We start from the raw sequence: 14,622 nt of genomic DNA, 5'->3' as shown, positions 1-14,622 counted from the left end.
GCCTACCGGACGCACAAAATGTAGCGCCCGCTCAAGCCTCGGTGAGCCCGCCAACCCACACAGATCGAGAAGGGACCACTTTTATACGGAAGCGTGGCCCGCGTGCTCACACCACGAGCATCCAGACAATAATCAGGCTGATCACCAGATAGACCAGCGTATTGACCATCCAGCGGATAAGACCTGCCTCTCCCTCGGGGTCTACACCCAGACGTTCGCACGCTTTCGTTCCGGGCCACAGAAATGCTTCGGACAGCTTAGTCATCGCGTTCACTCCTTGCTAATTGAACCTTCGATCAAGAGCATAGCCCTTTTATTAGGTATTGCAAATACTCATTAAGGTTGAATATCGTCGATGATGCCCAGATTTGATAAAGAGTAGGGTGTCAACCATGTGTTGATGCGCCCAATCTTGACCCAAGTAGACAAGAGCCCAAAAACTTGAAATAGAATCGAAATTTTTACCTTGGACGGGGTTGTGATCGACGCCGATCATGACCCCGAGGGCAGGCAAGCAGCACCATCGCCAGCGCAGCCCAGCCAGACCCGAACAGGAAGAAGGGCCGGACCCCGTAGCTGAAGAGCGCGGGTCCCTGCCAGGTGCGCATTTACTCTGCCGATGTCCGTGTGGTGGTCAGTCTCCGGCGGGATCGGTTCCCGCGTCAGCCGTATCCATGAGCGCCCGGATGTGCCGGGCGAAATACCATGTCGCCGGTGCCCCGATCAGGCAGCCAAGCCCGATCGACCATTCGGTCGAGGCGACTGGCCCGCCAACCCAGCTGAAGATCAGCGAGACGAAGAACACGTTGACCGCCGCCGCCCCGGCCCCGAACGGGTAGAGCGCAAGGGCGATCTTTCGCGTGGACCAGCCCTGCCGGATCATCGGCGGGAGACCAGCCGCTGCACCGCGATCATGGCGACGACAAGGGCCAGGCAGGCCACGGCGTACCAGATTTCGGCGGTGGCGGATTGCGCCTGCGGAATCGGCCGGTCGAACTCTTCAGCCAGGACGGGCGATGCAAGCAGTGCGGGCAAGGGAAGCACAAGTCGGCGCATGTCAGGTCTCCTGTGTCAGGGTGCGATAGATATCGGGCAGCGCCCGGGTCAGGCGCTCCGGATCGGGCAGCAAGGTGAACCCGCCGCGTCCGAAAATCCGGGCGAACCAGTCCTGCCCGTCCTCGTCGATGACGATGCCGTGCAGGCTGTGGCCGGCGTTGCGGGCCTCGCGCACGGCCATGTGGCTGTCCTCGATACCGTGCTGACCCTCATAATGGTCAAGGTCGTTGGGCTTGCCGTCGGTCAGCACGACCAGCAGCTTGCGCGTGCTCGGCTCGTCGGCCAACCGGGAACTGACGTGGCGGATAGCGGCCCCGAGACGGGTGTAGTGGCCGGGTTTCAACGCGCCGACATTGGCGATGGTATCGGGCGACATGGGCTCCCTGAATGCCTTGCAGCGGGTCAGGAAAACCCGGTCGCGGCGCAGCGAGGAAAAGCCCCAGATGCCCAGCCGGTCGCCTGCCGTGTCGATGCCGCCCGCCAGCGCCGCCATCGCTTCGCGCGCCACCTCGATCACCGAGGTATCGCCGATGGCCGCCTCGGTCGACCGGGACGTGTCGATCAGGAACGCCACCGACAGGTCGCGCTCGGTCTGCCGCGCCGATTGCCAGATCCGGTCGGAGCCGCGACCGGTGGCCATGAGGTCGGCCCGCGCGGTCAGCAGCGCATCGAGGTCAAGCTCGGTGCCGTCGACCTGGCGCGGTTGCAGGATGCGGCGCGGTCGTAGCGCTTCGAACTGGCGGCGCACCTCGCGCATCCGGCACTCATCCGGCACGAAGGGCGGGCCCTCGGGGCGAGCGGGCGCCTCCAGAACGCGGCAATGATCCGGCATGTAGCTGCGCGCGCGGTGGTTCCATTCCGGGTATGTATGTTCCCCGGCCAGCGCTTCATGGTCGGCGTCCGCGGGCGACAGGTCCAGATGCAGGCGCAGGCGCGTGGCCGCCTTGCGGTCCTGTTTTGACAGGGTGATCTCGTCCTGGTCCTCGGCGGCCTTCTGGGCGTTCTCGTCATCATCATCGTCGATACTGCGGTTGATATTCATCGACTCCACCCAGGACAGGATCGATTCGAAGCGGTGGAGGATGAAGCTGTCCTTGCGGGTATGCTGGTCCTGATCCTTGCGATTTCCCAACTTGCGCGTGGTGCGGGCGGCGCCGGGCGGCGGTGCGGCGAGATCGATCTGATCCTCGTCCGCGGACTGTCCCGAGGAGCTGTCGGCAAACCGCAGCCAGATCGGCACCGGCGCGAACGGCATGTGGTCGCGACCGGAGGGCACGGTGTCGAGCACGGAATCGCTGCCGCAGAGCTGATCGCGGATGGCCTGCTCGATGCGCGCCTCGGGCGACGGGCGCACGACAACGGGGCGGGCCGCGAGACAGTGCCGGGCCATCAGCGTGTAGGCCTCGCGCAATCCCGGGCAGGCCGCGCGGACCGCCTCGCAGGCCGCCATGTTGGCGCGGATCTGGGCCGCGTCCTGCGCCGGGCCATCGGGCGGCGGCTCCATCGCACCGGGCGCGGATGTTGCGGCCATCGCGGCCAGCCAGAAATAGGCGGCGCGGTTGAGCGCGGGGTCGGGAAACGCGGCTATGAACGGCGGCAGGGCGAGCCGCTCGCCATCAAAACTTGCCACCCATTCGCGGTCCCGCTCCGCCCCCAGCTTGCGGCGCAGGGGGCGGCGGTGGCGAGCGAGCGTCGGCGCGACCTCGGCCAATTCGACACCCGGCGCGCCGCCCAGGGCGCGGAACAGGATGGCGAGGCTGGGCCGCACGGAGGCGAGCGCGATGGCGGCGTCCGGATAGCTCACCTCAGCGCCGATCCGGCTGGCCATGTCGTGCCAGATATTGCCGACGGTTTCCTCGGGCTCCATCAGGTCGAGCAGGTGCATCGCCGTCACCCGTAGATCGTCGACACCAGATCGTGCAGCGCCCGCCGCACGTCCGGCTCGTCACTGAGCGGTTCGATGATGGCGGCATCAAGCGCCTGTTCAACGCCCATGCCCCCCGCCATAAGCGTGGCCCCATAGATCAGCAGCCGGGTCGAGACGCCCTCTTCGAGGTCCATGCCCGACAGGTTGCGGATATGCCCGGCCAGCCGCACCAGCGGGGCGACGCGCCCGCGCTCGAGGCCACTTTCGCTGGCGACCACGGCGATCTCGGTCTCAGGGTTGGGAAAGTCGAAGGAAATCGACAGGAACCGCTGGCGCGTCGAAGGTTTGAGCCGTTTCAGTACGTTCTGGTAGCCGGGGTTGTAGCTGGCCACCAGCATGAAGCCCCCGGGCGCCACGAGTTCCTCGCCCGTGCGGTCGATCATCAGGGTCCGGCGGGTGTCGGTCAGCGGGTGAAGCACCACGGTGACATCCTTGCGCGCCTCCACCACCTCGTCGAGATAGCATATGCCGCCTTCGCGCACCGCGCGTGTCAGCGGCCCGTCGACCCAGACGGTCTCTCCGCCCTTGAGCAGGTAGCGCCCGATCAGGTCCGCCGCCGACAGGTCGTCATGGCAGGCCACGGTATAAAGCGGCTTGCCCATCTTCGCGGCCATGTGCTCGACAAAGCGCGTTTTCCCGCAACCGGTCGGCCCCTTCAGAAGAAGGGGTAAACCGTTTTTTTGGGCCGTCTCGAACAGGGCGCATTCGCGCCCCGTGGCCTCGTAGAACGGCAGGGTGGGTGTCGTTTGCATGTTCATGGCTCATTCTCCGGGAACGGGGTTTGCGGGGCCGGGGGCGATCACCTCGCGCTTGCGCACCACGAGGATCGAATAGATGAACAGCAGCGCGCCGATCACCACCACAAGGCCGGACCCCCAGCGCATTATGTAGAATATCGTGAGGCTGTCCTGCACCTCCATGTAGTAGTCGCCCACCACGCGCTGCATGTGCGTCTGGATGGTGCCCGCGAAGGTCAGCACGAATGTCATGAACGCCATGCCACCCGTCATCAGCCAGAAGGACCCCATGTTGATCACCTGGTTGTAGGGCTCACGCTGGCGCAGCATCGGCATCGCGTAAGTGATGATCGCAAGGTTCAGCGCCACGTAGGCACCGTAGAAGGCAAGGTGGCCGTGGGCTGCGGTGATCTGCGTGCCGTGGCTGTAGAAGTTCACGCCGTGCAGGGTGTGCAGGAACCCCCAGACGCCGGCGCCAAAGAAGGCGACCGTGCTGGACCCCAGCGACCACAGCAGCGCGGCCTTGTTGGGGTGGTTCCTGCGGCCCTTCCAGACCATCACGAAGGCAAAGGTCATCATCAGGAAGAACGGGATCACCTCGAAGGTCGAGAAGATCGAGCCGACCCACTGCCAGTAGCCGGGCAGACCGATCCAGTAGAAATGGTGCCCGGTTCCGAGGATGCCCGAAAAGAGTGCCGTGGCGACGATGACGTAGAGCCATTTCTCGACCACTTCGCGGTCCACCCCGGTCAGCTTGAGCAGCAGGAAGGCCAGGATCGCGGCCATCACCAGCTCCCAAGTCGCCTCCACCCAGAGGTGCACGACGAACCACCAGTACATCTTGTCCAAGGAGAGGTTGTCGGGGTTGATGAAGGCAAACACCCAGAGCAGCGACAGCAGCCACAGCCCCATCAGAAGAACGCTCGTGATCGCCGTCTTCTTGCCCGCCAGAACGGTCATCGAAATGTTTAGCAGGAAGATCAGCGCGCCGACGAGGATGCCGAACTTGACCCAGAGCGGCTGTTCGAGGAATTCGCGCCCGCCGTGGATGCCGACCAGGTAACTGCCAACCGCACCCAGCGTGCCGACCACGAAGATGATCAATTGCAGGTAGGCCAGCTTCGGCGACCAGATCTCCCGCTCGGCCTCCTCGGGGACAAGGAAATAGGCGGCGCCGAAAAAGCCCAGCAACAGCCAGACGATGAGGGCGTTGGTGTGGATCATGCGGATCACATTGAACGGCAGGATCTCTGACAGGAAATTGGGCGAGACATAGATCCAACCCGCCAGCAGCCCGCCCAGAACCTGAATACCGAACAACGCCATCGCGGCGAGGAAGTACCAGTAGGCGACACTTTGAGTTTCGTATTTCATGGGTGGAACCTCCTTATCCGGCGTCGTTGGGCGGCCAGCCTTGGGTGTCTGTCTGATCGGCCCAGCGCAGGAATTCCGCGAGGCCGCGCACGTCCTCGTCGGTCATGTCGTAGGCGGGCATCTGGCGGCGGCCCTCGACGCCGCTGGGCTGGGCATCGATCCAGCCCCGGAGGGCGCCGAACGCGGCCTCTGGGCTGTCGAGCACGCCCCAGCGCGTCATCACGTTGCCGAGCTCGGGCGCGAAATACGCCCCTTCGCCGTGCAGGGTGTGGCAGTTGATGCAGGAGTGTTGCTCCCACACGTGCTTGCCGTGGATGACATCCTCGCTGAGCGGCATGCCGGCGGTGGAGGCCGTCACGACGTAGTGATGCGAGTGCCAGGTCATCAGCACGAACACGACTACGAAGAACAGCGAGCCTCCGTAGAAGATGTTGCGCGCCCGGGATTTCGTGAGGAATTCAGCCATGTGCGGGCCTCCTTGAGTGCGGGGTGCCCGTTTTCTAGCGGCGCGTCCGGATGCGGAGTTTGTGCCAGCGCAACGTTTGGCGTCATTTCCCCGTTAGGGTGGTCGGTGAGAGGAGGCCGGCATGACGAAGCCGCCAATCGACGACCCCAAGCTGCCCCTGGCCGATCTCATGACGGCATGGCCTGAGACCATCCCGGTCTTCGTGCGGCACAGGATGCTCTGCGTCGGCTGTTTCGTCAGCTCGATCCACACGGTGACCGATGCCTGCATCGCCTATGAGCTCGACAAGGACCTGTTCCTGCGTGAGCTCATGCGCGCCGCCGGGATGGCCTGAGAGCGGTCAGCCCTGCGCGAGCACCACGAGGGCGTGGGGCTCGCGCACCGTGATGCGCTTGCGCTTGCTCTCGATCAGGCCCCGCCTCTCCCATGCGCTGAGCAGCCGGCTCACCGTGTGCAGCGTCGTCGCGGTCAGTTCCGCGAGGTCCTGGCGCGTGATCGGAAAGTCGATCTCGATCCCCGTCTCGACCTTGCGCCCGGTCTGGCTGATCAGGCGGAGCAGCGCGTTGGCGACCCGTTGCTCAACCTGTTGGGTGGCCATCTCGGTCACCCTTTCGTGCAACTCGTCAACCCGGCGACCCACGGTCTTGTGTGTTTCGGTAGCAAAGCCGTCATAGCCCCGAACGAACGTATCCCACAGGGTCACCGGCCAGCTCAGGGCGAGCGACTCCGAAGCGGCCACCGCAGTCGCGGGATAGCTGTCGCGCCCGATCGCCCTCGCGATACCCAGCAGTTCACCCGAGGGGATGTAAAGCGCCGTGACCTGCTCGCCGTTGGCCGTGATGCGGATGACCCGGACATAGCCGTCCAAGAGCATGTAGAAGCGGTCTGCAGGATGTCCCTCCTCGAAAATGGCCGTTCCCGCATCATAGCGCCGCGAAGATGCCAGATCGAGGATTGTTCTGATCTGACGCCCCTCGAGCCGCGAAAACGGCGTCAGATGCGTCAGCAGGCTCTCGTCGAGCCGCGGCAGGGTCTTGCGTACGGGACCGTCAGCCATCCAGACTTCCTGCCACAGTTTTCTTTTCGAGCCAACGCTGGTTTCGTTCCCGATCATGCAAAAGTTTGTGCCAGCGCAAAATTCGCAATCCATTGGACCGGTAATATTCCCCTCAATCGCAACGACGATCTGAAAGGAAGAAACCGATGATCCGCACACTCGCAACCAGCCTCGCCCTCTCCGCCCTGATGGGCGGGAGCGCTTTTGCCGAAACCTTCGACGTCAAGATGCTAAACAAGGGCGGGGACGGAGAGCGCATGGTCTTCGAGCCTGCGTTCATCCAGGCGGCGCCCGGCGACACGATCAGGTTTCTCGCCACCGACAAGGGCCACAATGCCGAAACCAATGACGGGATGCTCCCCGAAGGTGCCGAAGGATTCACAGGCCGCATCAACGAGGAAATCGAGGTCACGCTGACCGAAGAAGGCGTCTACGGCATCATCTGCAAACCGCATTTCGCTTTGGGTATGGTAATGACCATCGCCGTTGGCGATGCGGAAATCCCCGCGGACTTCTTTGAAGGCCGCGTGCCGCCTAAAGCCAAGCAACGCTTCGAGGCGCAACTCGAGAACCTCTGATCCGCCCCTGGCGCGCGGACCGATCGGCCAACCGCCACAGCCAACCCCAAGGAGGGAACCATGACCAATTTCACCAAATCAGGCCCGATGACGACCACCCGCCGCAACGTGTTGCGCGGATCGGCGCTTGCCGGTGCCGCCGCGATGACCGGCGCCGGTGTTGCGGCCACGCCGCGGACGCCGACATACGACAAGGTCAACGAGACCTCTGCACGGCTCCACAAGGCCGCCGCCGAACAGAGCGCCGACAGCACGGCGAAACCCGCGGACCTTTCGGGCTATACCCGCGTCAGGCAGGAGCTTGTAAAGCCGCCCTTCGCGCCCGAGCACGAGCAGGTCGCGACGGGCGGACCCAGGATCGTCGAGATCACCATGGAAACCCCCGAGCGGCTGATGACGGTCGACGAGGATACCGGCGCCGAGGTTTGGGCGCTGACCTATAACGGCTCGGTCCCCGGCCCGCTGATCATCGTGCACGAGGGCGACATGGTCGAGCTGACCCTGCGCAACCCGGCCGACAGCATGATGGAGCACAATATCGACTTTCACGCCTCGACCGGTGCGCTGGGCGGCGGCGGGCTGACCCATGTCTATCCGGGCGAGGAATGCGTGCTGCGCTGGAAGGCTACCAAGGCCGGCTGCTTTACCTATCACTGCGCGCCGGGCGGCGCGATGATCCCCTATCACGTCTGCCACGGCATGAACGGCGCCGTCATGGTGCTGCCGCGCGACGGGCTCAAGGACAAGGACGGCAATCCGCTGCGCTATGACAGCATCGCCTATATCGGCGAGCAGGACTACTACCTGCCGATGGACGAGACCGGCGACTACAAGACCTATGCCGCCGCCGGCGACGACTACGAGGACAGCCTCGCGGCGATGCGCACGCTGGTGCCGACGCACCAGGTGTTCAACGGTGCCGTCGGGGCCCTGACGGGCGACGGCGCGCTCAAGGCCAAGGTGGGCGAGACGGTTCTGATGGTGCACAATTCATGCAACGTGGACAGCCGCCCGCACCTGATAGGGGGGCATGGCGATTACGTGTGGGAAAGCTCCTTCACCGACCCGCCGCTCACGGGCATGGAGACGTGGTTCGTCCGCGGCGGCAGCGCGGCGGCGGCGATGTATACCTTCGAGCAGCCGGGCGTCTACGCCTATGTGAACCACAACCTGATCATCGGGGCAATGCTCGGCGGCACGGCGCATTTCGTTGTCGAGGGCGACTGGAACAACGACCTGATGGAACAGGTCGTCGCGCCGCGCCCGATCTCGATCTGAGCTGACGGGAGCCCGCGCATGACCACCACCGGTAAATCGACCCGCACTGTCACGCGGCGCCGTCTGCCGGTGGTGGTCGCCTCGGTGGCGCTTCTTCTCGGAGCCGCGCTGGTCTGGCGCGGCGCCGGTGACGACTCCTCGCTGGTGCCGCAGATGGCGCCCGAACCCGTCACCCTCTCGACCGGCGCGCGTCTCCACGTCCAGAAATACGAGGTGACCGTGGCCGAGTGGAACACCTGCCACGACCGGGGCGGTTGCGCCCTGCGCCTCCAGGTGCGGCCCGGGCAGGATGCACGCCTCACGCCGGCCACGGGGCTGAGCCATGCCGACGCGATGGAATTCGTCCGCTGGATCAACGACGAGACCGGCGCGCTTTTTCGACTGCCAACGGCCAGCGAGTGGCGCGAGATCGCGCAACCTGTCCTGCCGGAAAAGGCCGACCCGACCTTCACGAATCCGTCCCTCGGCTGGGCCTCCGCCTACCTGACGGAGGGCAACGCGCCGCGCGGCCTGAAGCCTCAGGGCAGCTTCTCGACCTCTCCCGAAGGCATCTCCGACCTCGACGGCAGCGTCTGGGAATGGACGCAGGACTGCTATGCCGGCACGGCGGACCCCGGCCCCGCCGGGCGCTGCCCGGCCTACTTCCTCGGCGGCGAACACGTCGCGGCGATGTCGTTCCTCATCCGCGACCCGGCCCGCGGCGGCTGCGCCGTCGGAACACCTCCTGCGCACCTGGGGCTGCGTCTCGTGAGCGACCAGACGGTCCAGCGGCCCTGAGTGGCATTGGGATAGGCCACCTTTCCAGCTAGGGAAGCGTTCCTGTTAATTCTCCCCGGCCTGCTTGCCCAGTGTCGAGAGGGCGAGACGTCGATCGTATTCGTTCAGGACGATTTCCTGATCAGCGGTATGCGCCGGAACTCGTTTGACATCACCTACAGGATCGACAGCGCACCGGCCCAGTCGACCCGGTGGAATGAGCTGACCACGAACAAGGGCGCTGGCCTTTTCGGGTCGGGCTCAGAGGCGTTCCTTCGCGATCTCTACGACGCGGACGACTTTTTCATCCGCCTGACCGATGGAGACGGCCAGCGCCATGATGCCGAATTCGACCTCGCTGGGGTTCAGACCGCTGTTGAGGCTGTTGCCGGGGCTTGCGGTTGGTCAACGATTGACATGTCGCGAGACGACTACCGCGCCATAAAGACCCTGCTGAACGCAGGCGGGTTCGATGCTGGCACACCAGACGGCGTCTGGGGCTCGGGATCGCGCAGCGCCATGCGCGCTTTTCAGGAGGAAAACGACCTGCCCCCTACGGGCGCCCCTGATCGCGCGACACTCGAGGCGCTGGGCGTCCAACCCGGCAACTGACAGCCATTCTCGCGAAAGGACGCAAGCACGCACGGGGGCAATTCCCCGTGTCACCATTCGAAAGGGACCAAGTATGGAATTCATCATTGCAGGCGCAATCGTCTTCGGCATCATCGGATTTTTCATCGATGGCGGCAAAGGGGCGCTCTGGGGGGCTATCCACGGTCCGTTCGGGTTGATCATCGCCGCCATCCTGAAGGGGAAATAGCTATCGACCCCGCTCGAGCATACAACGGAGACGCGCGCGGACGCCGCGAGGCAAGGCAATCGCGGTCAAAGGTCCAGTGCGCCGCGCTCGTTTACGAAGGTGGCGATTGCACTCAGCTCATGTGGTTGGCCTGCACCGTTGGCGCGCAGCTCGTCGAGTGCCGCATGCGCCTTGGTGAGGGTCATCCATTCCGTCTCCGCGACATCCGGCGCTGACCAGCGCTCTCGCAGCCAGTCTTGATACTGCGCGCGTTCGTCAGCCGAGAGCAGTTCGGGCGCATGAAACGCCACCAGGCGTCGACCGAGCTGACGTAGTCGCGGGTCTGAAATGCTGACAACGATCTCCTGCCGCTGGGGCCAGTCCGCGCGCTGGAACTCTTTGAGCAGCGCCTTGTCGGCGTGGCTGTAAAAGCCGCCATAGATCTGTTTCTCGACGGGAGGGGTGGGTGCCGCCAGATCCTCGGGGAAGCGCGCGGCCAGAGCCTGCGCAACCCGCTCCCGAAACGCCGGCGCATTGGCTATCACATCTGCCCGCTGCGTCTGAAGCGCGCTGGGCGCCGGCATGGAAAGCAGGGCGGGCGACTTGTTGATCGAGAATGACCGGATGAGTTTGGGGGTGGCGTCGACGGCGTCGAATAGCTCGGCGTCGCCAGAGTTGAGCCAGTCGGCCGGATCCGCTGCATCCAGATCGAAAAACGCCGCCTGGTTCGGGTTGCTGGCCGAGGTGCCGCAGAAGCAGCCGACCGTTGTGCGCGGCAGGCCTCCGCCGAAACGCTCGACCAGCGCCATGGGCTGGAAGGTCTCGAGGCTGGCTCGGACATGGGTCTTGTCGCGGTTGGCCAGCAACTCTGTCCAGAGTGCCGGGGCGCGCCGGGCGATCTGGTGGGCGATGTGGATGGTCGCCTCGACATCCCCGAGCGCATCATGCGCATTGTGCGCGGCAAAGCCATTCAGCGGCGCGATGCGATCCAGCTTGAAGCGCACCCTGCCATCGGCATCCACGGGCCACTCGAACAGATCGGGCTGGCGATACCAGACGGCATAAAGCGCCGTCAGCATATCGAAGCGTGTGTTGCCGTTGAATTGCGTGGCGAAGACGTCGGGCTGCAGATTCTGGTAGAAAGCCTGGCGCAGCATTTCCTCATCGAAGCGGATGCTGTTGAAACCGGTCCAGATTGCTGGCGACCATCGCTCGATCAGCGCGCCGATCTCTTGTGTAAACTCGAAGAGTGTTGGCAGGGCCGGATCCAGCAGCTGCGCCGGGCGCACGCCAGTCACCACAAGCGCCCACGGCGACGGAATAATGTGCGGCGCGATGCGGCAGCGCAGATTGACCCGCTCGATCTCCCTGAAATCATCATCCGTCAGAATGGCGGCGAATTGCAGAGGCTGATCAAACGCGGGCGATATTCCGGTCGTTTCGAGATCGTAGAAGGCGAAGGTCATGCAGCACCGTAGCTTTTCACCCGCGCCACGTCAGTAGCGGAGTGCCCCCGAGCGAGGCCGATCATGTTAGGGTGCACAATAAGCAGCCTCGCGCAGTCCACTCACCCCTCGGCCTTGTGACGCAGATTGATTAGCTTTAACCGAAATGAGGGCCCAACCGAAGGCAAGAACAAGGGGAGTGTGCAGATTGGTTGATGAGAGGATCGAGACGGCGGTTACGAAGCTCACCCGTCTGAGGGATGACATCGATGCATGTCGTGACATCCTCGAGCGGACAAGCCATGCCATGCTGCAGCGGCCGGCCCTGGGTGGACAGCTGATCGCGCTGATCTGTGCAATGGATGAAGATGACCCGTCACTGGAGGCGCTCTCGGATCTGCTCGGCGCGGCGCTGGACACGGCACGGATGGCTCAGGAGAACAGCAATGCACGCGGTGGCGCCTTGCTCTCCGCTCTCACTGAGGCGGTAGAAATGGCCAGCGGGCAAGAGCGTCTGGCCGCATTCCACCGGATGATACTGGCAAGCGCCTGGGCGCGGAGCAGCTTGCCAGCCCCCTCGGCGCTGGAGCTGACAGGCAAGGACTTCGATGCTGCCGGTCAGAATGCGCCTGCGCCCGACGGGGCTGACGCCGACGACATGCTCGACAAACTGTTCGGCGACCTGATCTCGCAGACCAATGGCGATGCGCATGAGATATACAATGCGTTGCGCGAAACCTTCCCGGCCATGCCTGCTGAGGTGCGCGCGAATGTCATTGCTTGGTCAGCCACCCGCCGCGAAGCGGTCCACGCTCAACTGTCTTGCCTATGGCTGCTGGACCCGGAGCCCGACGCCCGGCGGGTCGCGGCGCAGGCGCTGGCGCATGAGGCGGACGCTCGAAGACTGTCACCCGAGCTTACAGGCAGGATGGCGATGCTGCGCAGCTGGATGCCTGATGACGACGCCCGAGCATTTCTGGACCAGGCCTTGAAAAACGCCATGAGAAACGGGATCACTCAGGCTGACCCGGCCCGTCCCTGGACCATCCACTCCATCCTGGCGACCCTGCCGGATGGCGGCGGCGCGCAAAGCGTCATGATCGCGCTGCAATCGGGACAAAGCCGTAAGGTGGGGATGCTGCTGTTCAAGCAGGGCCACGGGGTTAAGGACGCCTACGCGCTGCCTTGCGGCTCGGCCACGGAGCAGAGGGCCCTGCGCGACCGACTTGTCGAGGAAACTGACGCCCTCGCGGTGCCGTTCTCTTGGCTGGAGTCCGCTCTTGGCATGGCGCTGGCCGATGGCCTGGCGGTCGGACGCCCCCCTGCCCCGGGATTAATCGACGTGGCCGAACTCTGTGGCCTCACGGCGCAGCGCCCGGAACCGGTGACGATCGACGAACTGATCGCGACGCTGCCAATGACGGAATCGATTGAAGGGATGTCGCCGCAGGCGCGGGGCAAACTCATCAATGCCAGCGACGGCTGGTCGGAGCGCCATGAAGTCCTGCAAAGCTGGTTCGAGGAAAGCGATGCTGCGCATGCCGCAATGGCAGGTAAGCGCAGCGAGCGAGCACTGGAAATAGCGCTGTGGAAGTATCTGGAGACGCGACGAGACTTCTGGGCGCGACTGACCGGGCGGGCGGCGCAGGTTCTTTCGGCCGCCGATCATCCGGACGCCAAAAGCTTCACCGCGACCGCGATGGCGCTGAAGGGCGGGCGAAGCCTGCGCAAGGTCCCGATCATGGAGGACGTCCATGACCAAACCATCGGAATCTGGCTCGCTCAGGATGCCGAGGCAGATGATGACACGGGTCCGATCGAACTCGAGATGCGCGCCGCCGACCCAAGGCCGGAGCGCGAGGGCGAACTGGCACGCTTTCTGAAGGGATCTGGTATCAGCCCGGACTGGGTCGACGGGTTTCTCATGTCGGTCTCCTTGGCCCCAAAGCCCATCTCGCCAAGCCAATGGCTGCCCGATCTCATGGGCGCTGTGATTTCAAATCTGAACGACGACACGTTCCAACGTTTCGTTGATTTGATCATGATGCGAACCAATGCATCCCTGGACCAGGCCGACACGGAGGACGGCGTCGCCGTGGCGCTCTCCGCGAGCAGCGAGGTGGCGAGGCAAGACTGGGCCGCAGGGTTCAGCCATGCCTGCGGAGAGTTCAAATCATCCTGGCCCGCGAAGCTGACAGCGCCGGATGATCGTACGATGATCAAGAGGGTTTCGACCGCTGCGCAGACCGGCTTCAGTCCGGCCGAACTGAAGATCGTCAGCCAGTGGATCGCCGCCCGGCATAATCAGAATGCGAGCGGTTGAGACAGGTGCCACCGCTTCAGATGCAGTCCAATGCACGCCGATGCGCGTGAACGCCTGCCAGTGCAGTTTTTCTGGTCCGGTGTTGATGTGGCGTTGATGTAAACGCGCAAAGCGGCTGTGGTATCATTTTACCATCAGACAGGCATTTGATTTATTTGAGGAAATTGGTTGCGGGAGTAGGATTTGAACCTACGACCTTCAGGTTATGAGCCTGACGAGCTACCGGACTGCTCCATCCCGCGACATTGATTAATGGTGTACTATTCACACTTAGAAGCTGCAAGGGACGATTTTCGATTTTTTCGCGTCAAAGCGTTTAAAGTTTGAATAGATGCGGTAGTTCCGCCAGCCGGCGCCATTGATCGAGCTATGCGTGAATCTGGGTGACGGGGTTTGAGAAGATGGCGTATCGTGGCGGGTGTCGAAGCCTGCCAGAACTTCCAGTAGGAACGATATGAACCAGACCGGGTTTACCGGAGAGATTGGAGTTAGTCACTCAGCGGCGATCTTAGCCGTGAGGTCTGCGTTGGAGAAGTTCCTTTCTGCTGTTGCGGGTGAGATATATCCGAGCGGGCCGTATAGGCGTTTTTCATTGTACCAATGCACCCAGTCCAGCGTCGCGAGCTCGACGTCTTTCTTGCCGCGCCACGGCCCCTCGTGCTCAATGACCTCGGCCTTGTAGAGACCGTTGATGGTCTCCGCGAGAGCGTTGTCATAACTGTCGCCCACGCTGCCGACCGAGGCCCCGATCCTGGCCTCTTCAAGGCGCTCGGAATATTTGATCGACAGGTACTGGACGCCGCGATCGCTATGGTGGGTCAGCCGA

Annotated in this window: 17 protein-coding genes and 1 tRNA gene; 7 read left to right on the top strand and 11 right to left on the bottom strand. The window is 63.7% G+C overall.

Annotated elements, in window-relative coordinates; all coding sequences use genetic code 11:
- Positions 1 to 106: 106 nt before the first annotated feature.
- The 7 genes from ACROSR_RS19015 to ACROSR_RS18985 form a co-directional block, all read right to left on the bottom strand.
- Positions 107 to 265, bottom strand: a complete 159-nt coding sequence (locus ACROSR_RS19015) for a hypothetical protein (RefSeq protein ID WP_336420478.1) — start codon at positions 263 to 265, stop codon at positions 107 to 109.
- Positions 266 to 634: 369 nt separating this feature from the next.
- On the bottom strand, positions 635 to 883 hold the full coding sequence (locus ACROSR_RS19010) for an NnrT protein (protein ID WP_432687465.1): 249 nt from the start codon (positions 881 to 883) through the stop codon (positions 635 to 637).
- Positions 880 to 1,056, bottom strand: coding sequence for a protein NnrT (locus tag ACROSR_RS19005; protein WP_336420480.1), 177 nt, complete (start codon positions 1,054 to 1,056; stop codon positions 880 to 882). Before ACROSR_RS19005 ends, ACROSR_RS19010 begins: the two co-directional genes overlap by 4 nt.
- Position 1,057: 1 nt before the next feature.
- On the bottom strand, positions 1,058 to 2,941 hold the full coding sequence (locus ACROSR_RS19000) for a nitric oxide reductase activation protein NorD (RefSeq protein WP_432687464.1): 1,884 nt from the start codon (positions 2,939 to 2,941) through the stop codon (positions 1,058 to 1,060).
- Positions 2,942 to 2,946: 5 nt separating this feature from the next.
- A complete protein-coding gene (locus ACROSR_RS18995) occupies positions 2,947 to 3,741 on the bottom strand; it encodes a CbbQ/NirQ/NorQ/GpvN family protein (RefSeq protein WP_336420482.1) in 795 nt (264 codons plus the stop codon).
- Between the two features lie 3 nt (positions 3,742 to 3,744).
- Positions 3,745 to 5,094: a cbb3-type cytochrome c oxidase subunit I gene (locus ACROSR_RS18990; protein ID WP_336420483.1), complete on the bottom strand. Its 1,350-nt coding sequence runs from the start codon at positions 5,092 to 5,094 to the stop codon at positions 3,745 to 3,747.
- 13 nt (positions 5,095 to 5,107) lie between these two features.
- The gene (locus tag ACROSR_RS18985; RefSeq protein ID WP_336420484.1) at positions 5,108 to 5,560 is read right to left on the bottom strand and encodes a c-type cytochrome; all 453 of its coding nucleotides are present in this window, start codon (positions 5,558 to 5,560) and stop codon (positions 5,108 to 5,110) included.
- 121 nt (positions 5,561 to 5,681) lie between these two features.
- On the opposite strand from ACROSR_RS18985, the gene ACROSR_RS18980 reads away from it, so the two are divergent.
- Positions 5,682 to 5,894: a DUF1858 domain-containing protein gene (locus ACROSR_RS18980; RefSeq protein ID WP_336420485.1), complete on the top strand. Its 213-nt coding sequence runs from the start codon at positions 5,682 to 5,684 to the stop codon at positions 5,892 to 5,894.
- Between the two features lie 6 nt (positions 5,895 to 5,900).
- Here ACROSR_RS18980 and ACROSR_RS18975 read toward each other — a convergent pair whose 3' ends face one another.
- Positions 5,901 to 6,617, bottom strand: coding sequence for a Crp/Fnr family transcriptional regulator (locus tag ACROSR_RS18975; RefSeq protein ID WP_432687463.1), 717 nt, complete (start codon positions 6,615 to 6,617; stop codon positions 5,901 to 5,903).
- 146 nt (positions 6,618 to 6,763) lie between these two features.
- Here ACROSR_RS18975 and ACROSR_RS18970 point away from each other — a divergent pair, with 146 nt between their 5' ends.
- The 5 genes from ACROSR_RS18970 (at position 6,764) to ACROSR_RS18950 (ending at position 10,049) form a co-directional block, all read left to right on the top strand.
- The gene (locus tag ACROSR_RS18970; RefSeq protein ID WP_432687462.1) at positions 6,764 to 7,195 is read left to right on the top strand and encodes a pseudoazurin; all 432 of its coding nucleotides are present in this window, start codon (positions 6,764 to 6,766) and stop codon (positions 7,193 to 7,195) included.
- A gap of 60 nt (positions 7,196 to 7,255) precedes the next feature.
- Entirely contained in the window at positions 7,256 to 8,473 is a 1,218-nt protein-coding gene (gene nirK / locus ACROSR_RS18965; protein WP_336420489.1) for a copper-containing nitrite reductase, read from the top strand.
- 18 nt (positions 8,474 to 8,491) lie between these two features.
- Positions 8,492 to 9,250 carry a formylglycine-generating enzyme family protein gene (locus tag ACROSR_RS18960; protein WP_432687461.1) on the top strand — a complete coding sequence of 253 codons (759 nt, stop codon included), beginning with the start codon at positions 8,492 to 8,494 and terminating at the stop codon, positions 9,248 to 9,250.
- Between the two features lie 129 nt (positions 9,251 to 9,379).
- Positions 9,380 to 9,841 carry a peptidoglycan-binding domain-containing protein gene (locus ACROSR_RS18955; protein ID WP_432687460.1) on the top strand — a complete coding sequence of 154 codons (462 nt, stop codon included), beginning with the start codon at positions 9,380 to 9,382 and terminating at the stop codon, positions 9,839 to 9,841.
- Between the two features lie 73 nt (positions 9,842 to 9,914).
- On the top strand, positions 9,915 to 10,049 hold the full coding sequence (locus ACROSR_RS18950; protein WP_432687459.1) for a hypothetical protein: 135 nt from the start codon (positions 9,915 to 9,917) through the stop codon (positions 10,047 to 10,049).
- Between the two features lie 65 nt (positions 10,050 to 10,114).
- On the opposite strand, the gene ACROSR_RS18945 is transcribed toward ACROSR_RS18950, so the two are convergent.
- Complete coding sequence (locus ACROSR_RS18945) at positions 10,115 to 11,494, bottom strand: exonuclease domain-containing protein (protein ID WP_432687458.1); 1,380 nt, start codon at positions 11,492 to 11,494, stop codon at positions 10,115 to 10,117.
- Positions 11,495 to 11,681: 187 nt separating this feature from the next.
- Here ACROSR_RS18945 and ACROSR_RS18940 point away from each other — a divergent pair, with 187 nt between their 5' ends.
- Positions 11,682 to 13,796, top strand: a complete 2,115-nt coding sequence (locus ACROSR_RS18940) for a UPF0149 family protein (protein ID WP_432687457.1) — start codon at positions 11,682 to 11,684, stop codon at positions 13,794 to 13,796.
- A gap of 165 nt (positions 13,797 to 13,961) precedes the next feature.
- On the opposite strand, the gene ACROSR_RS18935 is transcribed toward ACROSR_RS18940, so the two are convergent.
- Positions 13,962 to 14,038, bottom strand: a tRNA-Met gene (locus tag ACROSR_RS18935).
- Positions 14,039 to 14,288: 250 nt separating this feature from the next.
- Positions 14,289 to 14,622 (bottom strand): integrase core domain-containing protein (locus ACROSR_RS18930; protein ID WP_432687456.1); only part of this gene is annotated, 334 nt, incomplete at its 5' end.

The organism is Roseovarius tibetensis, assembly GCF_050896375.1.
GTDB classification, from domain to species: Bacteria; Pseudomonadota; Alphaproteobacteria; order Rhodobacterales; family Rhodobacteraceae; genus Roseovarius; species Roseovarius tibetensis.
The sequence above is the reverse complement of the archived record's forward strand: the minus strand, read 5'-3'. Positions and strand labels throughout refer to the sequence as shown.

Excerpts from the sequence above, each read along its gene's own strand:
- ACROSR_RS19015 (WP_336420478.1), bottom strand. The coding sequence starts at position 265 with ATGACTAAGCTGTCCGAAGCATTTCTGTGGCCCGGAACGAAAGCGTGC.
- ACROSR_RS19010 (WP_432687465.1), bottom strand. The coding sequence starts at position 883 with ATGATCCGGCAGGGCTGGTCCACGCGAAAGATCGCCCTTGCGCTCTAC.
- ACROSR_RS19005 (WP_336420480.1), bottom strand. The coding sequence starts at position 1,056 with ATGCGCCGACTTGTGCTTCCCTTGCCCGCACTGCTTGCATCGCCCGTC.
- ACROSR_RS19000 (WP_432687464.1), bottom strand. The coding sequence starts at position 2,941 with ATGCACCTGCTCGACCTGATGGAGCCCGAGGAAACCGTCGGCAATATC.
- ACROSR_RS18995 (WP_336420482.1), bottom strand. The coding sequence starts at position 3,741 with ATGAACATGCAAACGACACCCACCCTGCCGTTCTACGAGGCCACGGGG.
- ACROSR_RS18990 (WP_336420483.1), bottom strand. The coding sequence starts at position 5,094 with ATGAAATACGAAACTCAAAGTGTCGCCTACTGGTACTTCCTCGCCGCG.
- ACROSR_RS18985 (WP_336420484.1), bottom strand. The coding sequence starts at position 5,560 with ATGGCTGAATTCCTCACGAAATCCCGGGCGCGCAACATCTTCTACGGA.
- ACROSR_RS18980 (WP_336420485.1), top strand. The coding sequence starts at position 5,682 with ATGACGAAGCCGCCAATCGACGACCCCAAGCTGCCCCTGGCCGATCTC.
- ACROSR_RS18975 (WP_432687463.1), bottom strand. The coding sequence starts at position 6,617 with ATGGCTGACGGTCCCGTACGCAAGACCCTGCCGCGGCTCGACGAGAGC.
- ACROSR_RS18970 (WP_432687462.1), top strand. The coding sequence starts at position 6,764 with ATGATCCGCACACTCGCAACCAGCCTCGCCCTCTCCGCCCTGATGGGC.
- nirK (WP_336420489.1), top strand. The coding sequence starts at position 7,256 with ATGACCAATTTCACCAAATCAGGCCCGATGACGACCACCCGCCGCAAC.
- ACROSR_RS18960 (WP_432687461.1), top strand. The coding sequence starts at position 8,492 with ATGACCACCACCGGTAAATCGACCCGCACTGTCACGCGGCGCCGTCTG.
- ACROSR_RS18955 (WP_432687460.1), top strand. The coding sequence starts at position 9,380 with ATGCGCCGGAACTCGTTTGACATCACCTACAGGATCGACAGCGCACCG.
- ACROSR_RS18950 (WP_432687459.1), top strand. The coding sequence starts at position 9,915 with ATGGAATTCATCATTGCAGGCGCAATCGTCTTCGGCATCATCGGATTT.
- ACROSR_RS18945 (WP_432687458.1), bottom strand. The coding sequence starts at position 11,494 with ATGACCTTCGCCTTCTACGATCTCGAAACGACCGGAATATCGCCCGCG.